This window comes from Rhodococcus antarcticus (assembly GCF_026153295.1).
Classification (GTDB): domain Bacteria; phylum Actinomycetota; class Actinomycetes; order Mycobacteriales; family Mycobacteriaceae; genus Rhodococcus_D; species Rhodococcus_D antarcticus.
In genome coordinates this window covers 1,678,797-1,704,639 of the sequence record NZ_CP110615.1, presented here as the reverse complement: position 1 = coordinate 1,704,639, position 25,843 = coordinate 1,678,797, and the positions used below count along the sequence as shown (strand labels likewise).

The 25,843-nt window shown below is 75.0% G+C and carries 27 protein-coding genes; 13 read left to right on the top strand and 14 right to left on the bottom strand.

Annotated features, from left to right (window positions below; translation table 11 throughout):
• Nucleotides 1–170 precede the first annotated feature (170 nt).
• Together RHODO2019_RS08190 and RHODO2019_RS08185 are read left to right on the top strand one after the other, a co-directional pair.
• On the top strand, nt 171–998 hold the full coding sequence (locus RHODO2019_RS08190) for a bacteriorhodopsin-like (protein ID WP_265384471.1): 828 nt from the start codon (nt 171–173) through the stop codon (nt 996–998).
• 101 nt (nt 999–1,099) lie between these two features.
• Nucleotides 1,100–1,537, top strand: coding sequence for a hypothetical protein (locus RHODO2019_RS08185; RefSeq protein WP_265384470.1), 438 nt, complete (start codon nt 1,100–1,102; stop codon nt 1,535–1,537).
• 38 nt (nt 1,538–1,575) lie between these two features.
• Here the strand turns inward: RHODO2019_RS08185 and ligD (RHODO2019_RS08180) are convergent, their stop codons facing one another.
• The 9 genes from ligD (RHODO2019_RS08180) to RHODO2019_RS08140 all read right to left on the bottom strand — a co-directional run bounded on the left by ligD (RHODO2019_RS08180) (nt 1,576) and on the right by RHODO2019_RS08140 (nt 11,207).
• Nucleotides 1,576–2,475, bottom strand: a complete 900-nt coding sequence (ligD, locus tag RHODO2019_RS08180; RefSeq protein WP_265384469.1) for a non-homologous end-joining DNA ligase — start codon at nt 2,473–2,475, stop codon at nt 1,576–1,578.
• Nucleotides 2,468–3,862: a non-homologous end-joining DNA ligase gene (gene ligD / locus RHODO2019_RS08175; RefSeq protein ID WP_265384468.1), complete on the bottom strand. Its 1,395-nt coding sequence runs from the start codon at nt 3,860–3,862 to the stop codon at nt 2,468–2,470. The genes ligD (RHODO2019_RS08180) and ligD (RHODO2019_RS08175) overlap by 8 nt, the downstream gene beginning before the upstream one ends.
• A 13-nt stretch (nt 3,863–3,875) precedes the next feature.
• Nucleotides 3,876–4,715 (bottom strand): glycosyltransferase family 2 protein, encoded by an 840-nt coding sequence (locus RHODO2019_RS08170; RefSeq protein ID WP_265384467.1) that lies wholly within the window; start codon nt 4,713–4,715, stop codon nt 3,876–3,878.
• On the bottom strand, nt 4,700–5,671 hold the full coding sequence (locus RHODO2019_RS08165; protein ID WP_265384466.1) for a glycosyltransferase family 28 protein: 972 nt from the start codon (nt 5,669–5,671) through the stop codon (nt 4,700–4,702). Before RHODO2019_RS08165 ends, RHODO2019_RS08170 begins: the two co-directional genes overlap by 16 nt.
• Nucleotides 5,668–6,747, bottom strand: coding sequence for a glycosyltransferase (locus tag RHODO2019_RS08160; protein WP_265384465.1), 1,080 nt, complete (start codon nt 6,745–6,747; stop codon nt 5,668–5,670). The genes RHODO2019_RS08165 and RHODO2019_RS08160 overlap by 4 nt, the downstream gene beginning before the upstream one ends.
• A 171-nt stretch (nt 6,748–6,918) precedes the next feature.
• Nucleotides 6,919–8,184, bottom strand: coding sequence for a glycosyltransferase (locus tag RHODO2019_RS08155; protein ID WP_265384464.1), 1,266 nt, complete (start codon nt 8,182–8,184; stop codon nt 6,919–6,921).
• The gene (locus tag RHODO2019_RS08150; RefSeq protein ID WP_265384463.1) at nt 8,181–9,206 is read right to left on the bottom strand and encodes a glycosyltransferase family protein; all 1,026 of its coding nucleotides are present in this window, start codon (nt 9,204–9,206) and stop codon (nt 8,181–8,183) included. Before RHODO2019_RS08150 ends, RHODO2019_RS08155 begins: the two co-directional genes overlap by 4 nt.
• Nucleotides 9,203–10,201 carry a glycosyltransferase gene (locus RHODO2019_RS08145; protein WP_265384462.1) on the bottom strand — a complete coding sequence of 333 codons (999 nt, stop codon included), beginning with the start codon at nt 10,199–10,201 and terminating at the stop codon, nt 9,203–9,205. Before RHODO2019_RS08145 ends, RHODO2019_RS08150 begins: the two co-directional genes overlap by 4 nt.
• A 94-nt stretch (nt 10,202–10,295) precedes the next feature.
• A complete protein-coding gene (locus RHODO2019_RS08140; RefSeq protein ID WP_265384461.1) occupies nt 10,296–11,207 on the bottom strand; it encodes an SDR family NAD(P)-dependent oxidoreductase in 912 nt (303 codons plus the stop codon).
• A gap of 198 nt (nt 11,208–11,405) precedes the next feature.
• Here RHODO2019_RS08140 and RHODO2019_RS08135 point away from each other — a divergent pair, with 198 nt between their 5' ends.
• The 6 genes from RHODO2019_RS08135 to RHODO2019_RS08110 are packed head-to-tail and all read left to right on the top strand — an operon-like array spanning nt 11,406 to nt 16,353.
• Nucleotides 11,406–11,843: an SRPBCC family protein gene (locus tag RHODO2019_RS08135; protein WP_265384460.1), complete on the top strand. Its 438-nt coding sequence runs from the start codon at nt 11,406–11,408 to the stop codon at nt 11,841–11,843.
• On the top strand, nt 11,840–12,505 hold the full coding sequence (locus tag RHODO2019_RS08130; protein WP_265384459.1) for a glycosyltransferase family 2 protein: 666 nt from the start codon (nt 11,840–11,842) through the stop codon (nt 12,503–12,505). The genes RHODO2019_RS08135 and RHODO2019_RS08130 overlap by 4 nt, the downstream gene beginning before the upstream one ends.
• Complete coding sequence (locus RHODO2019_RS08125; protein ID WP_435532190.1) at nt 12,502–13,452, top strand: acyl-CoA dehydrogenase family protein; 951 nt, start codon at nt 12,502–12,504, stop codon at nt 13,450–13,452. The genes RHODO2019_RS08130 and RHODO2019_RS08125 overlap by 4 nt, the downstream gene beginning before the upstream one ends.
• Complete coding sequence (locus RHODO2019_RS08120; protein WP_265384458.1) at nt 13,443–14,174, top strand: PIG-L deacetylase family protein; 732 nt, start codon at nt 13,443–13,445, stop codon at nt 14,172–14,174. Before RHODO2019_RS08125 ends, RHODO2019_RS08120 begins: the two co-directional genes overlap by 10 nt.
• The gene (locus tag RHODO2019_RS08115) at nt 14,171–14,776 is read left to right on the top strand and encodes a class I SAM-dependent methyltransferase (protein ID WP_265384457.1); all 606 of its coding nucleotides are present in this window, start codon (nt 14,171–14,173) and stop codon (nt 14,774–14,776) included. Before RHODO2019_RS08120 ends, RHODO2019_RS08115 begins: the two co-directional genes overlap by 4 nt.
• Nucleotides 14,773–16,353: a phytoene desaturase family protein gene (locus RHODO2019_RS08110; RefSeq protein WP_265384456.1), complete on the top strand. Its 1,581-nt coding sequence runs from the start codon at nt 14,773–14,775 to the stop codon at nt 16,351–16,353. Before RHODO2019_RS08115 ends, RHODO2019_RS08110 begins: the two co-directional genes overlap by 4 nt.
• On the opposite strand, the gene RHODO2019_RS08105 is transcribed toward RHODO2019_RS08110, so the two are convergent.
• Nucleotides 16,354–16,572, bottom strand: a complete 219-nt coding sequence (locus RHODO2019_RS08105; protein WP_265384455.1) for a hypervirulence associated TUDOR domain-containing protein — start codon at nt 16,570–16,572, stop codon at nt 16,354–16,356.
• Nucleotides 16,573–16,633: 61 nt separating this feature from the next.
• Here RHODO2019_RS08105 and RHODO2019_RS08100 point away from each other — a divergent pair, with 61 nt between their 5' ends.
• Together RHODO2019_RS08100 and RHODO2019_RS08095 are read left to right on the top strand one after the other, a co-directional pair.
• The gene (locus RHODO2019_RS08100; RefSeq protein ID WP_265384454.1) at nt 16,634–17,245 is read left to right on the top strand and encodes a TetR family transcriptional regulator; all 612 of its coding nucleotides are present in this window, start codon (nt 16,634–16,636) and stop codon (nt 17,243–17,245) included.
• Between the two features lie 105 nt (nt 17,246–17,350).
• On the top strand, nt 17,351–18,307 hold the full coding sequence (locus tag RHODO2019_RS08095) for an SDR family NAD(P)-dependent oxidoreductase (RefSeq protein ID WP_265384453.1): 957 nt from the start codon (nt 17,351–17,353) through the stop codon (nt 18,305–18,307).
• Here RHODO2019_RS08095 and RHODO2019_RS08090 read toward each other — a convergent pair.
• Nucleotides 18,282–19,010, bottom strand: coding sequence for a TVP38/TMEM64 family protein (locus tag RHODO2019_RS08090; protein ID WP_265384452.1), 729 nt, complete (start codon nt 19,008–19,010; stop codon nt 18,282–18,284). The two genes, RHODO2019_RS08095 and RHODO2019_RS08090, sit on opposite strands and share 26 nt — an antisense overlap.
• 78 nt (nt 19,011–19,088) lie before the next feature.
• On the opposite strand from RHODO2019_RS08090, the gene RHODO2019_RS08085 reads away from it, so the two are divergent.
• Nucleotides 19,089–19,571: a glutathione peroxidase gene (locus tag RHODO2019_RS08085; RefSeq protein WP_265384451.1), complete on the top strand. Its 483-nt coding sequence runs from the start codon at nt 19,089–19,091 to the stop codon at nt 19,569–19,571.
• 56 nt (nt 19,572–19,627) lie between these two features.
• Nucleotides 19,628–20,047, top strand: coding sequence for a hypothetical protein (locus tag RHODO2019_RS08080; RefSeq protein WP_265384450.1), 420 nt, complete (start codon nt 19,628–19,630; stop codon nt 20,045–20,047).
• Nucleotides 20,048–20,391: 344 nt separating this feature from the next.
• Here RHODO2019_RS08080 and RHODO2019_RS08075 read toward each other — a convergent pair whose 3' ends face one another.
• Nucleotides 20,392–20,862: a MarR family winged helix-turn-helix transcriptional regulator gene (locus RHODO2019_RS08075; RefSeq protein WP_265384449.1), complete on the bottom strand. Its 471-nt coding sequence runs from the start codon at nt 20,860–20,862 to the stop codon at nt 20,392–20,394.
• A 62-nt stretch (nt 20,863–20,924) separates the two neighbouring features.
• On the opposite strand from RHODO2019_RS08075, the gene RHODO2019_RS08070 reads away from it, so the two are divergent.
• Complete coding sequence (locus tag RHODO2019_RS08070) at nt 20,925–22,622, top strand: chloride channel protein (protein ID WP_265384448.1); 1,698 nt, start codon at nt 20,925–20,927, stop codon at nt 22,620–22,622.
• Between the two features lie 230 nt (nt 22,623–22,852).
• On the opposite strand, the gene RHODO2019_RS08065 is transcribed toward RHODO2019_RS08070, so the two are convergent.
• Nucleotides 22,853–23,704 (bottom strand): alpha/beta fold hydrolase, encoded by an 852-nt coding sequence (locus tag RHODO2019_RS08065; RefSeq protein ID WP_265384447.1) that lies wholly within the window; start codon nt 23,702–23,704, stop codon nt 22,853–22,855.
• 33 nt (nt 23,705–23,737) lie between these two features.
• On the bottom strand, nt 23,738–25,810 hold the full coding sequence (locus tag RHODO2019_RS08060; protein WP_265384446.1) for a phage holin family protein: 2,073 nt from the start codon (nt 25,808–25,810) through the stop codon (nt 23,738–23,740).
• Between the last annotated feature and the right edge of the window lie 33 nt (nt 25,811–25,843).

Sequence of the window (25,843 nt, the reverse complement as noted above, 5' to 3'; positions counted from 1 at the left end):
TTGTTCAGGTTGCGGTGTGCCCCACGTGAGTCCATGGTGTGGTCACCCGGCCGGGTGGACCACGAGGAGGGCCCTGCGGCGTGGGTCGGCGATCGTCCACTGTGGGCTGACGATCGTCGTTAGCCGGCGGCCAAGTCTGGTGCGCCGGAACACGAGTGGGAGGAACTACCGTGATCGTCGCCCAAGGGATCCAGGTCAACGAGCTCAGCTCGGGCCAGTACGACTCGATCTACAACCTGTTCTCGCTCGCGATCGCCAGCCTGGGCTTCACCGGCCTGTTCCTGGTGATCTCGCAGGGTCGGGTGCTGAAGCGGTACCGGAACGCGCTCATCGTGAGCGCCACGGTCTGCTTCATCGCGACCTACCACTACTTCCGGATCTTCAACAACTTCAAGGACAGCTACCAGACCTCGGCCCAGGGCGGGCGGGGCACCTTCACGCTGACCAACGTGGAGTTCAACGAGGCCTACCGGTACGTGGACTGGTTCCTCACGGTACCGCTGCTCCTGGTGGAGACGATCGCCGTGCTGGCCCTGGCCAAGGCGGTGCAGAAGAGCCTGCTGTTCAAGCTGGTCCCCGCCTCCGCGCTGATGATCGCCCTCGGCTACCCCGGCGAGCTGGCGACCGACACCGCCACCCGCCTCATATGGGGAACCCTCTCCACGATCCCGTTCCTGTACCTGCTGTACGTGCTGTTCGTCGAGCTGAGCAAGTCCCTCGACCGCCAGCCGCCCGAGGTCCGGGGCACGGTCAGCAGGCTCCGCATCATGCTGGTCGGGCTGTGGGGCGTGTACCCGATCGCGTACCTGTTCCCGGTGTTCGGGTTCGACGGGTCCAACGCGTTCGTCGCCCGGCAGGTCGGCTACTCGCTGGCTGACATCTTCGCCAAGGCGGCCTTCGGCCTGGTCATCTTCAAGATCGCCCGGATGAAGAGCGAGGTGGAGGACCCCGCCTTCGCCGAGCAGGAGGACACGGAGGTCGTGCACGCCGCACGCTGACGTCGTTCTTCCGGCGACCGGGGTGCTCCGCGCACCCCGGTCGCCGTGCGTCCGCGTCCGTTCGGGGGCACGGGGCACGGGGGCGGTGGCACCATGGAGCCGTGACCGGCGACGCTCTGCACGACCTCGACGCGGCGCGGAGGCGGAGGATCGACCGGGTCGGCCGCTTCTACCTGCTCGCCGCGGCCCTGCTCGTCCCGTGGGTGGTCTACCTCGCCGTCGTCCTTCCCTCGAGGCAGCTCTCGGCCCACTACGACCTGGCCTGGGCCGGTTTCGACGCCGCCCTGGCCGTGTCGCTGCTCGTCACGGGCGTCCTCGTCGTCCGGCACAGCCCCTCGGTGGTGCTGCCCGCCGCCGGCACTGCGGCACTGCTGGTCACCGACGCCTGGTTCGACGTGGTCACGGCCTCCCGCAGCGGCCAGCGCGAGGTCGCCCTGGTGCTCGCGGTCCTGGTCGAGGTGCCGCTGGCCGTCCTCTCGCTCGCCGTCGCCCTGCGGGTGCTCCGACGCGTGACGTCCGCGTCGACCGCTCGGGGCTGAGCGGGCGCGTCACCGGAGGACGGCACCACCTCCTGGTCTCACGGCAGCTCCGCCGCGTCCCCGTCCATCCCCGCGAGCAGGTCGCCGTGTGTCTCCACCCGCGCGCGCACGTCGCCCGGGGTGAACACCAGCTGGTCGGCCCGGGTGCAGGCCGCAACCTCGTCCCAGGTCACCGGGGTCGACACGGTGGGCGAGTGCCGGCCGCGCAGGGAGTACGCCGCCACGGTGGTCTTGGCCGGGTTGTTCTGGCTCCAGTCCACGAACACCCTGCCCGGCCGCAGCGCCCGCGTCATCTGCCACACCACCCGCTCGGGCTCCTCCGCGGCGAGGCGCCGGGCCAGGGCCTTGGCGTAGGTGGACGTCGCCCCCGGCTCCCCCGGCCGCACCGGGACCAGCAGGTGCAGCCCGGCCGAGCCGCTGGTCTTGGCCCGCGCCGTGAGGCCGTCCTCGGCGAGGACCTCGCGCAGCCGCAGCGCCACCGCGCAGCACGCCACGACGTCGGCCGGTGCCCCGGGGTCGAGGTCGAGCACCAGCAGGTCCGGGGGCCGCGGAGAACCCTGCTCGTCCGAACCCGGCGCACCGAAGCGCCACTGCGGGACGTGCAGCTCGAGGGCGGCGAGGTTGGCCGCCCACACCAGGGCGGCGGGCTCGTCGAGGACGGCGTGCCGCACCGGGGTGTCCCCACGGCCGGCCACCAGCTCGGTGCGCAGCCAGTCCGGCACGTCGCGCGCGGCGTGCTTCTGCACGAAGGAGCCGGCCCCCACCCCGTCCGGCCAGCGGCGCAGGGTCACCGGCCGTCCCGCCACGTGCGGCAGCAGCACCGGGGCGAGCTCGACGTAGTAGGAGATCACCTGGGCCTTGGTGAACCCGGGGTAGAGCTCCTTGGCCAGGTTGCTGACCCTGAGCTCGCGACCGTCGACGTGCACCAGGTCAGCCACCGTCCACCAGCCCCCTCCACCGTGCCTGCCGGAGCAGCCCGTCGCCCGTCCAGCCCGCCATGGCCACCTCGGCGGCCAGCTCCGGCTCCACCCAGCGCGCGGTGCGGGCGCGGGCGGCGGGCACGGCCCCGGAGAACGGTGAGCTGGTGCGCGACAACGTCTTCAGCTGCGTGCCGAGCCGGACCAGCTCGCGATCGGTGAACCCGGTGCCGACGTGGCCGACGTACCGCAGCCCGCCCTGCTCGAGCACCCCGAGCAGCAGCGAGCCGACCATCCCCGCGCGACGCCCGGCCCCGGGCTGCCAGCCCCCCACGACCACGTCCGCCTTGTGCAGGTTCACCAGCTTGCGCCACGCGTCGCTGCGCCGGCCCGGCGTGTAGGCGCTCGAGCCCAGCTTGGCCACCACGCCCTCCAGCCCCTGGGCGCGCACCGCGGCGAGGACGTCCTCCGCGCGGCCGGGCAGCGCCGGCGGGGTGGCCCACACCGGCCCGGCCAGCGCGAGCGAGTCCAGCTGCCCGCGGCGCTCGGCGTGCGGTCGGTGCAGCCAGGAGCGCCCGTCCAGGTGCAGCACGTCGAAGACCAGGTAGGTGACCCGCGGTCCGCGTGCTCGTGGGGCACCCATCCGCTGCTGGAGCAGGCCGAAGTCCGGCCGGCCGTCCGGACCCAGCACCACGAGCTCGCCGTCGAGCAGGGCGTCGCGCCCGGCCAGCGCCTCGCCCAGCCCGGCGATCCCGGGGACCGAGGCGGTGACGTCGTGGCCGCCACGGCTGCTCAGCGCGAGGCGCCCGCCGACGACGCGGGCCAGCGCCCGGTGCCCGTCCCACTTCACCTCGTAGGTCCAGCCGTCGCCGGTGGGTGGGTCGCCGTGCTCGGCCAGCATCGGGGCCACGGCGTCGGGCACCGCCTCGTGGTCGGGGTCGGTCGGCGGGTCCAGGCGGGTCAGCGTCCAGTGGTCGTGCCCCCCGTCGGGGCGCCGCCGCAGCCGGTGCCGGCCCTGCAGCACCGCCCCGTGCAGGGTCAGCTCGACCTCGTCGGCGGTCCACCGGGCGACCTCGAGCGGGCCGACGTCGGTGATCCGCATCCACCCGCCCCCGTGCTCATCCTCGGGGATGGTGCCGGCGAAGCGGGCGTAGGCCAGCGGGTGGTCCTCGGTGTGCACGGCCAGGCGCTCCACCCCTGGCGCGGCGGGCAGGCCCTTGGGCACGGCCCAGGAGACGAGGACCCCCTCGTGCTCCAGGCGCAGGTCCCAGTGCAGGGAGCTGGCGTGGTGCTCCTGGACGACGAAGGCGCGCCCGTCCACCCCGGTGCCGCGCGGGTCGTCCGAGGCGGGCTCGGGCGTCAGCGCAGGGTCCCGCCTGGCGCGGTAGTCGGACAGTCGTTCCTGCACGGACGGCACCGGATCAGGCCGGCTGCTGGGGCGCGGTCGCGGGCACGAGGTCCAGCCTGCCGGTCGCGGGATCGAAGTGCACGAGCCCGTCCTCGTGCAGCCGGGTCAGCCAGCCGCTCATCGGCCACCAGCCGTGCCGCTCGTGGAACAGGTGGGCGTTGCGGACGATGGAGGGCGCGTTGGCCGCGGTGGGCCCGGACGGTCCGTGGTGCTGGTGGAACGCGGTCGCCCCACCGACCCAGGCCAGGGGCACCCCCGCGGCCGCGGCGACGATCGCGAAGTCGGTGTCCTCGGCCCCGTAGCCGGTGTACCCGGGGTGGAAGCCCCCCACCCGGGCCCAGGTGCAGGCAGTGGTGGCGAAGGACAGCGACCAGAACAGCTCGGTGCGCGGCTCCGGGACCACCTCGCCGTCGGCGGGGACCGGGCGCGCCGGGTGCGGGGCAGCCGTGGCCGCGAGCTCGGCCAGGTCGTAGCCCGCCGGCGGGGCCACGGGCAGGTAGGCGACCGGACCCGCCAGCAGCACGCCCGGGTGGGTGCGCGCGGCTGCCACGTAGCGCGACACGAGCTCCGGCGCGGGGATGCAGTCCACGTCGAGCAGCACGAGCAGCTCCGCCCCGAGCTCCGCCGCCCGCCGTGCGCCGGCGTTGCGGGCAGCGGCCAGCGGGAGCCCGGAGGGGGGGACCTCGACGTGCACGACCTCGGTGCACAGACCGGGCACCTGCACCACCTCCTGCCCGCCCATCACCACCACCACGTGCACGTCCGGTGCCACCGTGCTGCCCACCAGCCCGCGGCGCTGCGTGCCCAGGTGTATCTCGCGACCGGCGACGATGGTGATCACCGCGGTGCGCACGAGGCCAGCACCTCCCGCACCAGCGCCGCGGCCCGCCGCGCCCCCAGCCCGTCGTTCCACCGGGCCCACCGATCCCCGTCGCGGGTGGCCGTGCGCTCCAGCAGGGTGGGCCAGTCGCTCGGCCACGACGTCCGAACCTCGGCGAGGTCGGCGCCGGCCAGCACGCGCCCGGTGGTGGCCTGCTCGTCGTGCGGTCGCACCTGGGGCAGCACCACGGCCGGGCGTCGGGCGGCCGCGACCTCGGCCAGCGCGTTCTGCCCCGCGTGGGTCACCACCACCTGCGCCGAGGCCAGCACCGGCCACGGGTCGGCCACCCAGCCCGTCCCACCCAGCACCGTCCAGGTCCAGCCCGGGGTCTCGCCGCGGGCGGTGTCGAGCCGTTCGCGGGTCACGTCGTCCCCGCCGGCGCCGAGCAGGACGGTCACCGTGCGGGGCACCACGGTGGGGCGCACACGGTGGTCGGACCGGGAGAACGCGCCGACCGCCACGGTCTTCGCCCGCCAGGCCGCGGGCCAGCCCACCGGCTGCACCCAGCTCGGCCACGGGGCCAGCAGGGCACCGGCGGCGTCGAGGGCGGCGCGGTGCGGGCGGTCGAGGCGGTCGCCCGGGGCGGCCACCACCACGACGGGCACCCCGAGCAGCCGCAGCAGCAGGGTGACCTCGACGGAGGCGTCGACGACGACCATCTCGGGACGTGCGGAGGCCACCCACGCGGCGAGGACGGCCGCCCGGTCCCGGTAGCCGGGGGTCAGCGGCGCCCAGTGCAGCACCCCGCCTGCGGTCGGGTCCGGGCCGGGGTCGGTGTCCGTCGGCAGGTCCACCCACGGCCCGCTCCACCCCGCCGGGGCGGGGCCCGACGACAGCCCGGTGACCTCGACGCCGCTCAGCGCCGCGGCCACCGAGGCCGCGCGGTGGGCGTGTCCGCGGCCGTGGTGGTGGACGTACCACCCGATCACGCCGCCGACTCGACCAGCAGCGCGGAGTACAGGGTCTCGTACTCGTCGACCATGGCCGTCAACGAGCAGTGCGCCACCGCGTGCTCGCGGGCGGCGGTGCGCGACAACGACACCGCCGCCGTGACGGCCACGGCCAGGGCGGCGGTGTCACCGGGGGCGGCCAGGCGCCCGCAGTCCGGTCCGAGGGCCTCGGGCACCCCACCGCGGCGGTAGGCGGCGACGGGCGTGCCGCAGGCGAGGGCCTCGGCCGCCACCAGCCCGTAGGGCTCGTTCCACAGCGGCGTGACCAGCGCGACGTCGGCCTCGCCCACCAGCTGCACCAGCTGCGGGTGGGTGAGGTGGCCCAGGTGCTCGACGTCCCCGCCGAGCAGGGGGCGGACGGTGGACTCGAAGTAGGCCGTGTCGATTACTGGGCCGGCGATGCGCAGCGGCAGCCCGACCGCCCGGGCCGCGGCCACCGCGTGGTGCAGGCCCTTCTCCGGGACGATGCGGCCGGTCCACACCGCACCCGAGCCACCCCGTCCGGGGACCCACCGCGAGGTGTCGACGCCGTTGCGCACCACGGGCACCCGCCCCAGCACGGGGGACCAGGTGGCCGCGGTGTGCGCGCTGACGGCGCACGCGGTGACGGGGCGGCCCCGGCCGAGCACCGCGGCCGAGCGCAGGGCCGACTCCAGCAGCGGGAACGGCGGGGTGTGCAGCGTGGTCACCACGGGACAGGCGACGGCCGGGGCCATCGCCACGGGCAGGTGGTGCAGGGAGTTGTTGTGCAGCAGGTCCAGCGGGGGATCGTCGTGGACGAGGCCGAGCATCACGCCCAGGTAGGCGTGGTGCTCGGCCATGACGAGGCCGGGATCCATGGAGACGTCGCGCCGGGAGGGCCCGGTGAACCCGCTGAGGTCCAGGTCGAGCTCGCGCAGGCCGAGGGTGGGGTCCGATCCGGGGGCCGCGTACAGGGTCACCTCGTGGCCGCGGTCGACCAGCGCACGGGCCAGGGTCCCGGTGTGGGCCTCCAGCCCACCCGCGTACGGCTCGGCGACGGGGTAGCGCGACGGCGCGACGATCCCGATGCGCATCGACCGCCGGGTGGGCACCGGCAGGGACGCGGGCGCTCGGGACCCGGGGGGTCGGGACGCGGGGGTGCGCAACGAGGTCTCGTCGACGAGCACAACACCTCCAGGGCGACGGCAGAGGGGGAGAGAACACCCCGCCACGCAGCTGGACGAGTGGTCGAAAGATAGCGATCCTCAGCCTCGGGCGCCCGACGGTGCGGTGTCGGTCACCCCGAACAGGGCCCCGAGCGCCGCGTCCTCGCCCAGCCCCAGCGCCGGGGCGTGCCGCCGGGCCCGTCGCAGCGCACGCGTGGCCCGCACCTGGCCACCCGGCCACCTCAGTGCGCCCACCGTCCCGGGCCGCACCAGCTCGACCGCGGCGTGCAGGGGGGTCGGCGGCACCCCGTCCACCACCACCCGGGCGCGCTCGAGCACCACCTGCGGAACCTCCCCGGTGTGCACCCGCACGTCGGACCACCCCAGGTCCACCTCCGTCCACACCCCGACGTCGAGCCCGGAGGCCAGGGCCACCCGCACCGCCGCAGCCGGGTCGGACCCGGGGGCACGCAGCACCACCTCCGGCCACGGGAACCAGGCCGGCCCCGCGCGGGCGACCGGCACGCGGCGCGCCACGGCCCGGGTCTCCGCCGCCTTCTGCGCCACCGCGGTCGCGCGGTCGTCGGGGCGGCCCGCCCAGTCCGGTCCGTCGTGCCAGGCGACGGCGCTGCGCTCGTGGGCCAGCACGGCTCCGGCGGTCCACATCCGGTGCGCGAGCTCCCAGTCCTCGCCGCCGTAGCTGGTGAACGTCTCGTCGAACCCGCCGACCTCGGTGAACAGCTCGCGCGAGCACGTCATCACCGCGCTGATCACCGCCCGGTACGAGCCGTCGTCGGCGTGGGCGAGCCCGGCGGAGAGCGCGGCGAGCCAGCTCGGCTCCTCGAGCTCGGTGGGGCCCGGACCGTCGCCGAACCACCGCAGCAGCCCGGCCGGTGTCCACCCGGTGAGGTCGGCGTGCCGGCGGCGGCCGGTGACCAGCGCATCGGGTGCCAGCGCGGGCAGCCGGCTCGCCCGGGCGACGTAGCCCGGCTCCGGCACCGTGTCCGCGTCGAGGAAGCACAGCACCTCGCCGTCGGCCGCCGCCGCGCCCAGGTTGCGCGCCGCGGCCGCCCGGAAGCCCCGGTCGTCCTGCGCGAGCACCCGCACGTCGAGCCCGGCGGCCGCGGGGTGCACCGCGGGACGGACGGGGGAGCCGTCGTCGACCACCAGCACCTGCAGCCGGCTGCGCGGGTGGGTCTGGTGGGCGAGCCCGGTGAGCACGAGGTCGAGCTGGGCCTGCTGCCGGTAGTGCGGCACGACCACGCTGACCTCCGGCGGCTCCTGCGGGTGCACGTCGTCGAGGAGGTCGGCCCGGTTGCCGGGCAGCACCCAGCGTCCGCCCGGCAGCGCCAGCGCCCCGCTCACGCGAAGCCCGCCCAGGCCCGGCGGTAGGCCTGGCCCACCTCGACCCCCGACGGTCCCAGCACCACCTCCGGTGCGAGCCAGGTGCGCTCGGGCTCGGCCAGGGCCAGCGCGAGGGCGGCGGTCAGCCCACCGGTGTCGTAGGTCCACAGCGCACCGGGGGAGCGGGCCAGCAGCTCGGCGGCGTAGCGGCCCGCGGGGACCAGCGGTCGGCGCCCGGCCGACAACCAGGTGCCCACCGAGCCGGACGCGGAGACGGCCCGGTGCGGGGCCAGCGGGACGCCCGCGCTGCGCAGGTGCGGCGCGAGGTCCTCGACGAAGCCGGTGACCCGCACCGCTCGCCCACCCGCCCGCTCCCGCAGTCGCGCGGGCAGGTCCTCGTGACCGGGTGCAGGACGGCCCAGCGCGACCAGGCCGACCCCCGCGGGCAGCGCGGCGAGGGCGTCCAGGGCGTCGTCGTGGCCCTTGCCGGGGTGCAGGAACCCCAGCACCGTCACCTGCCCGTCGCCCGGTTCGGGCAGGGTGGGGGTGTGCGGCTCGACGGGCAGCGGGACCACGGCGCGGGGGCGCAGCACGGGACCCGGATCGTCCCGCAGCACGGCGTCCAGCAGCGTCGACTCGTGCTCGCTGCTGACCACCACACCGACCGCGGCCCGCACCACGGCGCGGTAGCAGGCGGCCCGGCGCACGAGCAGCGCCGCACCGTCGCCGGGCTGCGGCAGGTCGTGCAGGGTCACCGAGCACGGTCGGCCCAGCTCGCCCACCAGGCGCACGAGCGTGGCGGCAGCGTCCTCGCAGCGCGGGGCGTAGAGCGCGTCGGTGTACTGCAGGTGCACCAGGTCGCACCCGGCCAGCCGATCGGTCCAGCCGGGTCCCAGCTCGGCGACCGACGTGGCGCGGACCACCGGGCCGGGGTGCTCCAGCGCTGCCAGCACGCCCTCCGCGAAGCGGACCACCCCGTGCTGGGCGGGCCCGAGCACCAGGTGGCCGACCACGGGCCGGCCGCGCACAGGACCGTCGGTCACGGGGCGCACCGGGCGTAGACCTCGGCGTGCGCGCGCCGCACCGCGTCCAGCTGCTCGGCGCGCCACGCCGGGTCGGCGGCCGGCGGTGGTGAGCTGGCGAGGGCCTCGGCCACGGCACGGGACAGCGAGCCCTCCTGCAGCCCGTGGACCTCGTCGTGGACGGCCGTGCGGACGTCCACCCACTGCTCGGCGTAGAACCCGCACGACGGTGCGACCACGGCCGTGCCCACGTCGCGGCACGCCTCGAGCCAGCCGGAGTGGGTGCCGAAGCGGTGCGGGAGCACGCACACGTGCAGCCGCTGCAGCGACGCGGCGAGCTCGTGGTCGTCGAGGCGCCCGTGCACCTCCAGCTCGAGCTCCCCGGCCGTGGCCAGGGCGCGGACCAGGGCGAGCTCGGGGCGCTCCACCACGTCGGTGTGCACGTCCACCCGCAGGGAACCGCCGCCGGACCGCACCCCGTCGAGCACCGCCCGGACGACCCTGGCGGGCTGGACCACGTTGCGCCGCAGCGACTTCAGGTGGATCCCGACGAGCCCCGGCACCGTCTGGACGCCGTCGACGGCAGTGGTGACCGCCGGGTGCGGCACCACCGTGGCCCGCACCCCCCAGCGCTCGGCGATCTCGGCGGCGGCGCCCGGGGTGAGGGTGAGCACCTCGGTGGCCGCGGGCACGAGCACGTCGAGGTGGGCGTCGTGGCGGTGCCGGTCGAGGTGGTGGGGGTTGCGCAGGTCGTGCACGGTGAGCACCAGGGGCACCCCCAGCGCGGCGAGCTGGACAGTCCACGCGCGCAGCTGCGCCGGCTCCAGGTGGTCGAAGCCGAAGTGCACGTGCACGACGTCGATCCCGTCGGCCAGGGCGGTGAGCACCGCGGGGTCCCACAGCTCGCTGGGTGCCCACGGGTCCGGGCTCACCACGGGCGCGTCCACCCGGACCACGTCCACGGGCCGGACCGCGTCGACGTAGGCGTGGGTGCCGGGCACCGTGACCACCCTCACGCCGCCACCCTCGCGGCGGCCACCCTGTCTCCGACCACCCTCGCGCCGGCCACCATGTCTCCGGCAGTCTTGTCTCCGACCACGTGGTCGCCGGTCACCGCTCGAGCTCGGCCACCGGCACGAAGACGTTGCCCTCGGTGTTCGGGCGGTGCTTCCGGCTCACGCCCAGGGTCCGCATCATCGGTCCCACCAGGACGTCGTAGAGCCCCGGCAGCACGGTGAACGCCACGCTCATGCCCTTGTTCAGCAGCCCGCCGAGGGCGTCGGCGTCCCGCTCACGGCTGCCGTGCTCGACGGCGCGCAGCACCTGGACGGCCACCCGCTCGGGCGTGGTCACCGGCGGCGGCGGCGAGCCGGTCCGGCCGATGACGGTGGCGGCCTGGGCGTAGATGGGGGTGCGCACCGCACCCGGGGCGACCGAGGTGACGTGCACCCCGGGATGGTCGCGGCTCTCCTGGCGGAGCGTGCGGGTGAGCCCGCGCAGGCCGAACTTCGACGCCACGTAGGAGCCGGCCAGCGGCACGGCAGCGCGCCCGAGCAGCGAGCCCACCACCACCAGCGTCCCCTGCTCCTGGGCCCGGAACACCCCCAGCGCCGAGCGGGCCACGTTCGCCGCGCCCAGCAGGTTCACCGTGACCACCCGGTCGAACACCTCGGCCGGCGTGTCCGCGTGCTGGCCGTAGGACATCACCGCCGCCGCGGAGACGCACACGTCGAGGCGGCCGAAGCGGGCCACCGCCCGGTCCACGGCGGACTGCACCTGCGCGGCGTCGGCGACGTCGGTCACCACCACCTCCACCTCGGCGCCCAGGTCCGCGCAGCGCGCCCGCACCCGCTCGAGGGCGTCGGCCGAGCGCGAGCACAGCACCAGCCGGGCTCCGCGACCGGCGTACAGCTCGGCCGTGGCACGGCCGATGCCGCTGGAGGCGCCGGTGACCAGGACGACGGGGTGGGTGGGTGGTGCCGTCGGCGTGGGCCGCCGGCGCGATCGGGTGCGGGTGCGCACGGGTGGTTCCTCTCGTCGTCGGTCCCCCGAGGGTGGTCCAGCCCGCGGGTCCCCGCCCGACGAAGGATCCGCGTCCGGCCCGCCGGGCCGGGCCGAGGTCGTTCTGCGGACCCTCTGCGGTGCCGCCATGATCGCGATGCCTCCGTCGAGCAGTCCGCGGCTGCGTCCGTCGACCGCACCCGCCGACCGAGGAGCCCCGTGCCGAGCGTCCACCGCACCACCCCTGCCGCCCCTGCTGCCGTCTGGGCCGTCCTGGCCGACGGGTGGTCCCTGGCGGGCTGGGTCGTCGGGTCCTCCCGCATCCGAGAGGTGGACGTCGGCTGGCCCGCTGCGGGCACCCGTGCGCACCACTCGGTCGGCGCCTGGCCCCTCGTGGTCGACGACAGCACCTCGGTGGTGTCGGCGGTGCCGGAGCGCGAGCTGGTGCTGCAGGCCCGCGGGTGGCCGGCCGGCGAGGCGCGGGTGACCCTCCGGCTGCGCCGCGAGGGCGGTGGCACCCGCCTGGACATGACCGAGGTCGTCACCCACGGACCCGGTCGGCTCGTGCCGGGACCGCTGCAGGCGCTCGCCGTGGCACCCCGCAACGCCGAGTGCCTGCGTCGGCTGGTGCTGCTCGTCGAGGGGCGCTCGCGGTGATCGCCGACCGGATCGTCGTCGTCGTCCCCGCCCACGACGAGCGGGACCTGCTGCCCGCGTGCACCGACGCCCTCCGCGAGGCCGCCCGCCGGGTCGCGGTACCGGTGCAGCTCGTGGTCGTGCTGGACGCGTGCACCGACGGCAGCGCCGACGTCCTCGGGCCCGACGTGCTCGCGGTGCACGTGGACCGGCGCAACGTCGGAGCGGCCCGGGCCGGGGGGTTCGCCGCGGTGGCCCTGGGGGAGCGCACCTGGTGCGCGACCACGGACGCCGACTCCACCGTGACCCCCACGTGGCTGCTCGACCAGCTGACCCATGCCGCCCGCGGGGCCGACGTGGTGGCGGGGACGGTGCGGGTGAGCGACTGGGCCGGGCAACCCGTGGGCCTGCGGCAGCGGTACGAGGCGGGCTACACCGACGCGGACGGGCACCGCCACGTGCACGGAGCCAACCTCGGGCTGACCGCGTCCGCCTACCAGCGGATCGGCGGGTTCGCCCCGCTGGCCGTGCACGAGGACGTCGACCTGGTCGACCGGGCCCTGCGGTCCGGCTGCACCGTGGCCTGGACCGGCGACGTCGTGGTGCACACGTCCTCCCGCACGGCCGGCCGCGCCCCCGGGGGGTTCGCGCAGCACCTGGCCGACCTGGCGGTGGCGCGGTGAGCACGGTCGGCACCAGCTCGGTGGCCGTGGAGCTCGCCCGGGCCGTGCGCGACGGGGAGCTCGACCTGCCGCTGCCCGGCGCCGGGCGCACCGCGCAGCGCTGGCGCGCGCTCGCGGCCGTGGCCCGGGTGGACCCTGTGCTGGGGCGCATGGCCGAGGCCCACACCGACGCCCTGGCCATCCTCGCCGAGCTCGGCGGTCCGCCGCCGGAGCCCGGTCAGGTGTGGGGCGTGTGGGCCGCCGAGCCGCCGCAGCCGGTGCTCACCGCGACCCGGGACGGCGACGGCGGCTGGATCCTGGAGGGGGTCAAGCCCTGGTGCTCCGGTGCCTCGAGCAGCACCCACGCCCTGGTCACCGCCCGCGTGGGTGAGATGAGGCCGTTGTTCGCCGTGGACCTCGGCCACCCTGGGGTCTCGCCGGTGCCGGACACCTGGCCCGCCGTGGGCATGGCGGCCAGCGACTCCGGCTCGGTGGCCTTCGACGCCGTTGAGGCCGTGCAGGTGGGCCCGGACGACGGGTACCTGCACCGTCCCGGCTTCTGGCACGGCGCCATCGGGGTGGCCGCGGCGTGGTTCGGCGGAGCGTGCGGGGTGGCCGATGCCCTGGCCGCCCGCGCCGGACGGGCCGACGCGCACCAGCTGGCGCACCTGGGCGCGGTGAGCGCCGCGCTGGCCGGTGCCCGGTGGTCGCTCGAGCAGGCCGCCGCGGAGGTCGACGCCGACCCGGCTCGCGACGTGCAGGCGACCGCGATGGCCGTGCGTGCCGTGGTCGAGGCCGCGGCCACCCTGACGCTGGACCGGGTGGGCCGGGCCCTGGGCGCCGGCCCGCTGTGCTCGGACGCCGCGCACGCCGCCCGCGTCGCCGACCTCACCGTCTACCTGCGGCAGAGCCACGCCGAGCGCGACCTGGCCGAGCTGGGCCGGGTGGGGGTCCCGCTGTGGAGCTGATCGAGGGCGAGGGCACCCCGGAGTCGCAGTGGCAGGCGTGGTCGCGCGACTGGCCGCCGTTCTCGTTGGCCGGGTGCCGGCGGCTCGTGGTGGTGGCGCCGCACCCCGACGACGAGGTCCTCGGGGTGGGCGGCACGATGGCGCTCGCCGTGGCCGCCGGCGTGCAGGTGCAGGTGGTGGCCGTGACCGACGGCGGTGCCTCGCATCCCGGCTCGCCCACGCTGAGCCCCGACGAGCTCGTCGCGCTGCGCCCCGGTGAGTCCGAGGCGGCCCTGGCGCAGCTCGGGGTGGTGCGTGCGCCGCTGCGGCTGCGCCTGCCCGACGGAGCGGTCGCCCAGGGAGAGGGCGACCTGGCCGCGGCGCTGGAGCCGGTGCTGCGCGGGCCCGGCACGTGGGCGCTGACCACCTGGCGCCAGGACGGTCACCCCGACCACGAGGCCACCGGCCGGGCCACCGCAGCAGCGTGCGGCCGCACCGGTGCGCGGCTGGTGGAGTTCCCGGTGTGGACCTGGCACTGGGCGGGTCCCGACGACGCCCGGGTGCCGTGGTCGCGCGCGGCCTCGGTGCTGCTGCCGCCGGAGGTCCAGGCGGCCAAGCGGCGGGCCGTGGACTGCTTCGCCACCCAGGTGCGGCCGCTCTCCGACCACCCCGCCGACGCACCGGTGCTGCCGCCCCCGGTCCTGGCCCGCCTGCTCCGCCCGACCGAGACGGTGTTCGAGTGAGCCTGCCCGCCCGCTACTTCGACGACTTCTACGCCCGGGGCGGGGAGGACCCCTGGGGGTTCACCCACCGCTGGTACGAGCGCCGCAAGCAGGCCCTGACCATGGCCGCGCTTCCCCGGCAGCGCTACCGGTCGGCCCTGGAGCCGGGGTGCTCGGTGGGGGTGCTCAGCAGCCTGCTCGCCCAGCGCTGCGACACGGTGCTCGCCACCGACGTGGCCGCCTCGGCCCTCGAGCAGGCCGCGGCCCGGGTGCCCGGCAACGTGGAGCTGCGGCGGTGGTCGCTGGACGACCCGTGGCCGGAGCAGTCCTTCGACCTCGTGGTCCTCAGCGAGGTGGCCTACTACCTGGACGGACCCGCGCTCCGGGTCGCGCTGGAGCACGCCGTGGGTGCCCTGGAGCCCGGCGGCACCCTGCTGGCCGTGCATTGGCGCCACCGGGTGGATGACTACCCGCTCTCCGGCGACGCGGTGCACGAGGCGGTCCGCGCCACCCCCGGTCTCGGCCGCCTGGGAGGCTGGTGCGACGAGGACGTGGTCCTGGACGTGATGGTGGCCGAACAGGCACCCGTGCGGTCCGTCGCAGCGAGGGAGGGTCTGGCGTGAGCACCGTGGACGCCGTGGTCATCGGAGCAGGGCACAACGGGCTGGTGGCCGCGGCGGCACTGGCGGACGCGGGCTGGGACGTGCTCGTGCTCGAGGGGCAGGACACGGTGGGTGGGGCCGTGCGCTCGGCCGAGCTGTTCGACGGGTACACCAGCGACCTCTACAGCGCGTTCTACCCGCTCTCGGCGGCCTCCCCGGCCATCGTGGGGATGGACCTCGGCGCGCACGGGCTGCGGTGGGCGCACGCCCCCACCGTTCTCGCCCACCCCCTGGGGCCCGAGGACGAGACCGGGGCGGTGCTGCACCGCGAGGCGAGCGACACCGCGGCGGCGCTCGGCGACCGGGACGGCCAGGCCTGGCTGGACCTGGTCGAGGAGTACCAGCGCGTCAAGGGGCCCCTGCTGCGCACCCTGTTCGACCCGTTCCCCCCGCTGCGCGGGCCGCGGGAGCTGCTCGGGGTGCTCGGCGCCGCCGGGGCGCTGCGCTTCGCCCGGTTCGCGGCGCTGCCCGCCCGCCGGATGGCCGAGGAGCTGTTCACCACCGAGCGGGCCCGGGTGCTGCTGGAGGGCAACGCCATGCACGGCGACACACCGGTGGACGCACCGGTCAGCGGTGCCTTCGGCTACCTGCTGGCCATGCTCGCCCAGGACGTGGGTTTCCCCGTGCCCGTGGGTGGGGCGGGCGAGCTGACGCAGGCGATGCGACGGCGCGCGGAGGCCGCCGGGGCGCAGGTCCGCACGAGCACGCCCGTCGAGGGCATCGAGGTCCGGGGTGGACGCGCCGTCGCGGTGCGCACCGCGGGCGGGGAGCGGATCGCCGTCCGGCGGGCCGTGGTCGCCGACGTCTCCGCCCTCAGCCTCTACCAGCGTCTGCTGCCCCCGAACGCCGTCCCCGCCCGCGTGCACGCCGACCTCGCCCACTTCGAGTGGGACACCCCGGTGGTCAAGGTCGACTACGCCCTCGACGCCCCCATCCCGTGGACCGCGGCGCACGCCCGGGGGGCGGGCACCGTGCACCTCGGCGCGGACAGCGACGGGCTGGTGCACTGGATGGCCGACCTGCAGACCCGGCGACTGCCCCCCAGCCCCTTCCTGCTGTTCGGCCAGATGACCACCGCCGACGCCACCCGCTCACCGGCGGGCACCGAGAGCGCCTGGTCGTACTCGCACCTTCCGCGCGGGGTCACCGACGACGCGTCGGCCGACGAGCTCGCCGAGCGGATGGACGCCGTCCTAGAGGCGCACGCCCCGGGCGCGATGGACCACGTGGTGGGCAGGCGGGTGCAGCGGCCGGGCGACCTGGAGGGATCTGATCCCAACCTGGGCAGCGGCGCGGTCAACGGTGGCACGGCCCAGCTGCAGCAGCAGCTCGTGTTCCGCCCTGTGCCGGGTCTCGGCCGGTCGGAGACCCCGGTGCGCGGGCTCTACCTGGGCAGTGCGGCCGTGCACCCCGGGGGAGGGGTGCACGGGGCTCCGGGGCTCAACGCGGCACGGGCGGCGCTCGGCGAGCACGGTCGTCTCGGGTGGCCGCGCCGCAAGGTCACCAGCGCCCTGCTACAGCTGCTGGTGAAGGACTGATCAGGCCTTCTCGAGCTCGCTCTCCAGCTTGAGGACCTGGCTGCCGTCCTCGGTCTCCACCAGGTAGGCGGGGCAGTCGTCGCTGCCGTTGCGGGTGATCTCGGAGCCCTTGAGGGTGCGGGTGACCTTCTCGGTGTGCACCTCGAGGACGGTGCCCTCGCCCGTCCCGCTGCCCCAGCTCCAGCTGACCGTGCTGCCCCTGCGGTACATGTGCGTCATGCCTGCATGGTGCGTCGACGGAGCGGGCGGCGCCGGGCGAGTGCTCGGTTACGGTGGCGACATGACGGTGGATCCCGGGGTGGGAGCGGGGGGTGCGGAGGGCGCGAGCACCCGGGAGCGACTGCTCGACGGGGCCTACCACCTGGTCACCACGCAGGGCTGGTCGAGCATCACCATGGGCCGGGTGGCCACCGTGGTGGGGGTGAGCCGGCAGACCGTCTACAACGAGCTCGGCACCAAGGACGGGCTCGCCGAGGCGCTGGTGGTCCGCGAGACCGATCGCTTCCTCGCGCTGGTGGCCGAGCAGCTGCTGCTGCACGGGGTGGACGTCGTCGCCGGCATCACCGCGGCCACCGTCGTGGCGCTCGAGCACGCCGAGACCAACGAGCTGATCCAGGCCATCGTCGGCGCCGGGAACAGCGCGGACGGGGGAGGCCTGCTGCCCCTGCTCACCACCCGCCCCGAACCCGTCCTCGAGCGTGCCGTGCGGATGCTCTCGGGGTTCGCCGACGAGGTGTGGGCGGACATCGGCCTGGACCAGCGGCAGCGCCACGACCTCGTGGACACCGTCGTGCGCCTGGTGCTCAGCCACCTGGTGCAGCCGCGGTGGACGCCGCAGCACTCGGCCGCGGTGATCGGCCAGGTGGTGCGGGGGATCGTCGCCGGGGCGTGACCCGGTCACCGCGTCCGTGGCGCGGTGCACACCACGTCGCGGCGGTGGAGGAAACCCCGGGACCCGCGTGACCTGCAGCGTGGTACGGGTCGTAGCGTCGGTGCCATGACGACGGCACAGCAGCACATCGGCAGCGGGTTCGGGGCCCGGACGACGGCGACGGAGGTGCTCGAGGGCATCGACCTCGCCGGCCGGCTCGCGATCGTCACCGGCGGGTACTCCGGGCTGGGCCTGGAGACCACCCGTGCCCTGGTCGGCGCCGGAGCCACGGTCGTCGTCCCGGCGCGCCGCCCCGACGTCGCCCGCGAGGCGCTCGCCGGGCTGGAGCGGGTGGAGGTCGACGAGCTGGACCTCGCGGACCTGGACAGCGTGGCGTCCTTCGCCGACCGCTTCCTCGCCTCGGGTCGCAGCGTGGACCTCGTGATCGACAACGCGGCGGTCATGGCGTGCCCGGAGACCCGCGTCGGCCCCGGCTGGGAGGCGCAGTTCGCGACCAACCACCTCGGCCACTTCGCGCTGGTGAACCGTCTCTGGCCCGCGATCACCGCCGGGGGAGGAGTGCGGGTGGTCTCGGTGTCCTCCTCCGGTCACCGTCGCTCGGGGATCCGCTGGGACGACGTCCAGATGACCCGGGGCTACGACAAGTGGAACGCCTACGGCCAGGCCAAGACGGCCAACGCCCTGTTCGCGGTGCACCTCGACGCCGTCGGCCAGGCGTCCGGGGTGCGGGCCTTCTCCGTGCACCCCGGCGGCATCCTCACCCCGCTGCAGCGGCACCTGCCCAAGGCGGAGCAGGTGGCCTTGGGCTGGATCGACGAGGACGGCAACGCGCTGAACCCGGGGTTCAAGACCCCGGAGCAAGGTGCGGCCACCGCGGTGTGGGCGGCGACCTCTCCGCAGCTCGACGGCATGGGCGGGGTGTTCTGCGAGGACGTGGACATCGCGGTGCCGTGGACCGAGGGGGCCGACCACGGGGTGCGCGAGTGGGCCACCGATCCCCAGCAGGCGGCCCGGCTGTGGGCCTTGTCGGCCGAGCTCACCGGGGTGGATGCGTTCGCCTGACGGACAGTCCGGACGGGCCGGGAGTGCGCCTGCGGTGCCGCTGCAGCACGACGGCGCCGACCCCGAGCCCCACCAGCGAACCCCCGACCCCGACCACCGTGGCCACCACCGCGAGCCGGCCGTCGCCGTCGGCGGCGGCCCGACCGAGAGCGGTGTAGGCGAACGCCCGGGGGGCGGAGCCGACGAGGCTGCCCAGGGCCATGGCGGGCACGGACACCCCGAGGCTGCCGAACAGGTAGGAGAAGGGTGCGTCGGGGATGCCCGGGATCCAGCGCTGCAGCACCACCACGAGCAGCCCGCGCCGCTGCGCGAGCTCTGCCAGGGCCAGGGCCCGGGGACCGGAGACCGTCCGCACCGCTCCCGCGCCCGCCCGGCGGCTGATCAGCAGCGCCACCACCGACGTGAGCACGGAGCCGGCCAGGGACACCACCAGCCCGAGCCCCGTGCCGAACAGCGCACCGCTGACCCCCGCCAGCAGCGGGCCGGGGACGAACCCGAGCGCGAGGACGGTCGAGATGAGCACGTAGACGACCGGGGCCACCGGACCGAACCGCTCCACGGTGCTGGTCACGCCGCCGGTGCTCACCGGCACGACGAGCAGCAGCAGCACGGCCACGACGACGAGGGTGGCCACCAGGGCGCTGAGCCGCACGATCGCCTGCCTGCGGCCCTGCGCGGCGGCCGGCGGCGGGGGAGCGGACACGCTCAGCCGGTCACGGCGGCGGCCCGCCCCGGCGGCGTGCGCAGCTCGATCATGCGGCGATCCTGGCACGATGACGCCATGACCACCCTGAAGGACTTCTCCGCGACCTCGATCACCGGCGAGGACGTCACCCTCGCCGACTACGCCGGGAAGGTGGTGCTCGTGGTCAACACCGCCTCGCAGTGCGGCTTCACGCCCCAGTACAAGGGCCTGCAGGAGCTGCAGGACACCTACGCGGACAAGGGGTTCACGGTCCTGGGCTTCCCGTGCGACCAGTTCGGCCACCAGGAGCCGGGCAGCGACGCCGACATCGGGGCGTTCTGCGAGAAGAACTTCGGCGTGACGTTCCCGCTGTTCTCCAAGATCGAGGTCAACGGCAGCGGTACGCACCCCCTCTACCAGTGGCTCAAGGGGGAGAAGGGCGGCCTGGTCGGCTCGAAGATCAAGTGGAACTTCACCAAGTACCTCCTCGGCCGTGACGGCGAGGTCATCGACCGCTACGCCCCGACGACCAAGCCCGACAAGATCACCGCGGACATCGACGCGGCGCTGGCGTCCTGAGCACCTTCACCCGCACGGCGACGGCCAGCGCAGTCGTCGACGCGACGCGCGAGCAGGTGTGGACCGTCCTGACCGATCCCGACGTGGTCGCGGGTCTCACGCCGCTCGTGCGCTCGATCACCGACCTCGGGGGAGACCTCTGGCGCTGGCAGCTGGGGGGCATCGACGTGCTCGGTGCCTCGCTGTCCCCGTCGTTCACGGTGACGATGGCCTTCCGGCCGCAGGAGCGCATCGACATCACTCCGGCTCCGCCACCGGGGCGGTCCGAGCGCGCGACCGTCACGGGCTGGTACGTCCTGACCGAACCGCCCCCGCGCCGGTCCGGGGTGCACCTCGCCACGAGCCTGACGATCGGCGTCGAGCTGCCGCTGCCGCGCCTGTCGAGGCGGGCGGTGGAGGCCTCGATGCAGCGGGTGGTGGACGGCATGGGCGTCGCGTTCGCGAAGAACCTGCTCGCGCACCTCGCCTCGGGCTGACCGGGGGCCCGAGCGCACCGTCGAAGCGTGAAATGACATAATGTCGCTTATCGGCACACGAGGAGAAGAGGGGATCCTGGCGAGTGGTGGGGATCTCGCGCCGCACCTCGCAGTCGGGCTCTGCCAACGTCACCCGGGTCCAGTCGGTACGGGTCCACCAGCTCGTCCCGTCTGTCGTCGGTCACCCCGTCGTCGGTCGCCCCGTTGTCGGCCGGGGCCGAGTCGGCTGGACCGTCAAGGGTGAACCCGACGACCACCTCGCCCACGACGCTGGGCAGTCGTCGCAGTCTCACCGTGACTATTCGTCACTGTGGCGAAACGGCGGTTCCCAGCGGGGCCGCCGTTCACGGGCCGGGCGCTGACGACCAGAGGCTGTCGGCGGCCGTCGCGAACGCCGTCATCCCGTCGAGCACCGACTGCCGCTCGTCGGCGGACACCCGGGCGAGCACCGCGCGCAGGTCGCGGCGACGACGCTCCATCACGCTGTTCACCGTGCTCCGTCCGGCGGCGGTCAGCACCAACCAGGTCTGCCGCCTGTCCTCCGGGTGCACCTCGCGGACCACCAGGCCCTGGACGACCAGGCGGTCGACCATGCGCATGGCCGTGGACGGGGCGACGTCGAGCTCGCTGGCGAGACCGCTGAGGTTCAACGAGCCCCGGTCCAGGACGACGAGCATGCGGTACTGCGGGAGCGTCACCCCCCGGACGCCGGCGATCGACCGGGCCGACACCGCGACGAGCTCTCGGGAGGACACCAGCACCGCGTCGACCAGCTCGTCGAGGGCACCGGGATCGTCCGCAGGTCGGTGTGTCACCGGTTCATTGTGCATAGGGTTATGGTTGCACAGTGCAAATGATAGGTGCCCCCCGCTTCCAGATGACCACCGGTCACCGCCAGCAGGGTGGGCTGCTCGCTGTGGCGGTGCTCATCGGAGCCGGGGCGGGACTGGGCGCGGTGGTCTTCCGCGAGCTGATCGTGGGTCTCACCCGCCTGTTCTCCGGACACGCGGACTACGCCGGTCTCGGGCGGGTCGGCAACCCGCACCTGCCCTGGCTCGGCGCCGGCTTCGTCCTGCTCACGCCGGTCGTCGCCGGACTCGTCTACGGGCCGCTGGTGCAGCGCTTCGCCCCGGAGGCGCGGGGCCACGGTGTTCCCGAGGTGATGGTGGCGGTGGCCCGCAACCACGGCCGGATCAGGCCGCAGGTCGCCCTGGTCAAGAGCCTCGCCTCGGCGCTGTGCATCGGCAGCGGCGGCTCGGTCGGCCGGGAGGGGCCCATCGTCCAGATCGGGTCCGCGCTCGGCTCGTCGGTCGGGCAGCTGCTGCACTTCGACGAGCGACGGCTGCGGCTGCTCGTGGCGTGCGGGGCGGCGGGCGGCATCGCGGCGACCTTCAACGCTCCCCTGGCCGGGGTGTTCTTCGCGATGGAGCTCATCCTGCGGGCCTGGTCGGCCGAGGCGTTCGGGATGGTCGTGCTCTCGTCCGTCGTGGCCAGCGTCATCAGCCGATCGCTCCTGGGTGACGCGGCGTTCCTCGTGCTCCCGGACTTCCGTGTCGAGCACTTCGTCGAGTACCCCCTGTTCGCCGTCCTCGGTCTCCTGGGCGGCGCGGCGGGCGTCGTGTTCTCGCGCGTGCTCTACGCCATCGAGGACGCCTGCGACTGGGCCTGGCGCGGACCGGAGTGGCTGCGCCCGGCCGCCGGTGGCCTGCTCCTCGGTGGCCTGCTGCTCGCGCTGCCCGAGATGTACGGGGTCGGCTACCCCGTGCTCGACAACGCCGTGGGAGGGCGCTACGCCATCGCCTTCCTCGCCGTGCTCTTCGTGGGCAAGATCGTCGCCTGCAGCCTGACCATCGGCATCGGCGGTTCCGGCGGGGTGTTCGCGCCGAGCCTGTTCTGCGGCGCCGCCCTCGGTGCCCTGTTCGGCGAGGCGGTGCAGGGCGTGTCCCCCGGTTCGATCGGGACGGTCGGCGCCTACGCCCTGGTCGGCATGGGTGCGGTGTTCGCCGGGGCCGCCCGGGCGCCGATCACGGCGGTGATCATCCTGTTCGAGCTGACCGGGGAGTACGCGATCATCCTGCCGCTCATGCTCGCGATCAGCCTCGCCACCGGGGTCAGCCACCTGCTGTCGGCGGACACGGTCTACACCCGCAAGCTGCTGCGGCGCGGGATCGACATCGACGAGCCGGCCGTGGCTGCCCTGCGCCGCCGTCCCGTCGGGCAGCTGATGGCCGAGCCGCCGGCGGCGATCTCGCTCGCCTCGCCCGTCTCCGACGTGGCGCGGGCCTTCCGCACCAGCGGTGAGGCAGTCCTGCCGGTGGTCGACGAGAACGGTGCCTACGCCGGGATGCTGACCGCCCACGACCTCCTGCACGCCGTGGCCGACGAGGAACCCGTCGACCTGGCGGCGATCACCCTCGCGTCGTCGGCGATGGGTCCCGCCGACGACGTCGGCGCTGCGTGGCGTCGCCTCGACGACGGTGAGGTGGCCATCGGCATCGCCGACGACTCCGGTGTGCTGGTCGGGTGGGTGCGGCACCGGGAGCTGCTCGGCGTGGTCGCCGAGACACCCGTCTGAGCCGGTGTCGACGGGTGCGCCTCGACGGCCGGCACCCGCCGGGACCGGACCCACTCCACGGCGCCCGCCAGCAGGTGGGCCACCACGCGCTGCCTGCGGCACCCGCCGCGGACCACCACGCAGGGGATCGTCCACACGGCCACGTCGTCGACCGGGCTGATCAGCCGCCCGCCGGCCCTCGCGGGGGCGGTGGAGGTCGTCGGTGGCAGGGGGGCACCTGTCCCCGACCTTCACGCACCGGCGACGAAGTCGCTCACGAGCCCGGCGCACACGTCGGGGTCGTCGACCATGGGCCAGTGGCCGGAGCCCGGCAGCACGACGACCTCCGCGCGGGGGAACGCCGCGCGCTGGCGCAGCGCCTGCTCGGCTCCGATGTAGTGGTCGCGGGCACCCCAGAGGACCAGGGCGGGGCAGTCGATCCGGCTCAGTGCGGCCACCAGCTCCGGCGCGCGGTCGGTGAGGTGCTCCGAGGCCCGGTACAGCCGCAGGACGGCGTGCCGGGTGTCGGCGTCGAAGTCGTGGCCCATGTGGTCGAGGAACGCCCGCGGCAGCCTGGGCGGCCGGGGCCTCCGGGCGTAGCCGTGGTCGAGCAGGGCCCTGAACAGCCAGCGAGGAGGTTGCTGCGCCATGAACGCCTCGCCGAGCCGCGGGGTCTGCCACAGCCGGGCGAGCCAGTGCCAGCGGTAGGCCTGCAGCACGCCGGTGTTGACCAGCGTCACGCTGGCCACCAGCTCGGGGTGCCCGGCGGCCCAGGCCAGGCCCCAGGGCCCGCCGAAGTCGTGCAGCACCAGGTGCACCTGCTGCACGCCGAGCTCGATCCGCGCCGCCTCGAGGTGCGCGGCGTAACCCTCGACGGTGTGGTCGAAGCTGCGGGGCTTGTCGGCCTGGCCGAACCCCGGCATGTCCATCGCGAGGGCCCGGGTGTGCTCCCCCACCGCGGCCAGCACCCCGCGCCAGTCGTGGGACGAGCCGGGGTTGCCGTGCACCATGACCGCGGCGGTGGTGGCGCTGTCGTCGCCCGCGCTGAGCAGGGGCGAGCACAGGCCCGCCACGACGACGGACCCGGATCGCACGGAAGCCATGCCCGGGAGTCTGGCAGCAGCGTCCGGCGCAGCTCAGCCCGGCTGATCGGCGGTGGGCCGTGACGCAGCGGGGGCCACCGCGGCCGCTGTGCTCTCCGGCGCGGGAACGCTGTCGGGAGCAGGGTGCTGCAGGTGGTCCTGCCACCCCCGCAGCACGTCGTGCACGGCCACCGCGCCCTGCAGGTGCGCCGCGGGCGGGGGCAGGTGCGCGGGGTGCAGCAGGAACGCGACGCTCTGCTGTCCGCCGAGCCCGCCGTGCGATCCCACCTGCTCCTCGAACGCGCTCACCTCGTCGGTGTCCGGGAAGTAGGCGCTGTTCACCATGAGGTCGGCGACGTGCGGGAAGGCGTCGGTCCGCCGCACCACCTCCAGCGCTCCGGGCCCGAACGGGGCGAGCGGATCGGTCCCGTGCACGGCGCCCGTGGCCAGCACCACGCTGCCGGAGCGCCCGATGACGACGCTGCCACCGTGCTCGCGCGCGACGAGGACGAACCCGATGCCCTCGTGGGCCAGCAGGTCCTCCACGAGCCCGGGGTGCAGCGCGTCGATGGCCTCCAGCGTCGCGCGGCCCGGGAGGTCCGGGAAGCTGACCAGGCCCAGGTTGCCGGAGCAGAGCACGACGGGCTCGTGCTCTGCCACCACGGGTGGCGCCGGCGGCCGAACCGCCCGCGTGGAGGCAGCGCGTGCCTCGGCGCCACGGCCCTCGGTGCGAGGTCGGCGCGTGGGGCGCCCGGACCCGTCCAGCGCGCAGCCCCGGCGCACCAGGTCCTCCAGCGACGATCCGTAGCGGGCACGGAACGGCTTGCCCTGGCTCTGCCCGTGGTCGGAGAGCACCACCAGCTCGTAGCGCCGTGCGGCGCGCGCGGCCACCTTCACCAGCAGGCCGATCTCGGCATCGAGGCGACGCAGGACGGCCATGGTCTCCGGGCGCTCGACCCCCGAGTGGTGCGCCACCTCGTCGTAGCCGACCAGGTCGGCATAGATGATGCTGCGACCCTCCAGCAGCGCACCGGCCACGGCCGCGACCACCACGTCGGTCTCCACCACCGTGGCGAACGCACGGACGAACGGGTACGTCCCGCCGCGCCGCACCCGGGGCCGGATGTCCAGGCGGCGCTGGCGCAGTCCCTGCACCACCTCGCGGACCACCTCGGCCACCAGCCGCAGGCTCGTGCGGACCGTGTTGGAGGGATCCACGAAGTACGAGCCGTACCCCGCTCTGCCCCGCACCCCGCGCGAGTGCCGGAAGGTGCTCACCACCAGCGTCGAGTGCTCGGCGCCGCCGGTGAACAGGTTGCCGTGGCTCGCACCGTCGTCGGCGAGCAGCCCGTGCCGCTGCGCCATCCGCTCCTCCACCTCGTGGGTGTCCGACGGGCTGCTCATGACGAGCACCCGGCCGGTGTCCTTCTCGTACCACCGGAATGCCGGTACCTCGGTGTTGTCACCGTGCAGGATGCCGAGCTGGCTCGCCCCGGTCTGGCTGCTCCAGTCGGTGTGCCAGCACTGGAGGCGGTGCGAGCCGCAGCGCAGCAGCCGGGCCAGGTTCGGCACGTCGCCGCGGACGACGGCCCGCCGGAGCACCTCGTGACCCAGCCCGTCGAGCTGCAGGCACAGCAGTCCGGGTGTGGAGTGCTCGACGGTCGCACCGCTGCGGCGGATCCGCCGACGGGACCGGCGGACGAGCATGAGCTGGTAGGAGTCGTCGGTGCGGGCGGCCATCGCCCCGGACACCAGCGAGGTCACCGTGGAGAGGACCAGCGAGATGAGCAGCGCGTCCGGCAGGTAGGTCACCCGGGCCTCGGGCACGACGCGCAGGGCCAGCAGCATCAGCGAACCGTTGACCACGAACAGCGCCACCAGCACGAGCAGGGCCGACACCCGGAGCAGCGCCTGCACCAGCAGCGGCCACAGCAGCGCGTTCAGGATCCCGAACGCCCAGGCCAGCAGGACGGCCCGGCCGAGAAGCTCGGAGATGCCCGTCTCGTCCGAGCTCTGCAGCTGGAAGCCCGGTAGCGCGGCCGCCAGCAGGGCCAGGGTGAGTGCGGCGCTGAACCAGAGCACGCAGAACTCCCCGACCCCCCGCACACCCTCGCGGAACCTCCGCACCGCACCTCCCCGCGCTCACCTGGAACAGTAGGG

Coding starts and splice junctions, on each gene's coding strand:
- RHODO2019_RS08160 (WP_265384465.1), bottom strand. CDS start 6,747: ATGCGCATCGGGATCGTCGCGCCGTCGCGCTACCCCGTCGCCGAGCCG.
- RHODO2019_RS08105 (WP_265384455.1), bottom strand. CDS start 16,572: ATGACGCACATGTACCGCAGGGGCAGCACGGTCAGCTGGAGCTGGGGC.
- RHODO2019_RS08100 (WP_265384454.1), top strand. CDS start 16,634: ATGACGGTGGATCCCGGGGTGGGAGCGGGGGGTGCGGAGGGCGCGAGC.
- RHODO2019_RS08095 (WP_265384453.1), top strand. CDS start 17,351: ATGACGACGGCACAGCAGCACATCGGCAGCGGGTTCGGGGCCCGGACG.
- RHODO2019_RS08085 (WP_265384451.1), top strand. CDS start 19,089: ATGACCACCCTGAAGGACTTCTCCGCGACCTCGATCACCGGCGAGGAC.
- RHODO2019_RS08070 (WP_265384448.1), top strand. CDS start 20,925: ATGACCACCGGTCACCGCCAGCAGGGTGGGCTGCTCGCTGTGGCGGTG.
- RHODO2019_RS08065 (WP_265384447.1), bottom strand. CDS start 23,704: ATGGCTTCCGTGCGATCCGGGTCCGTCGTCGTGGCGGGCCTGTGCTCG.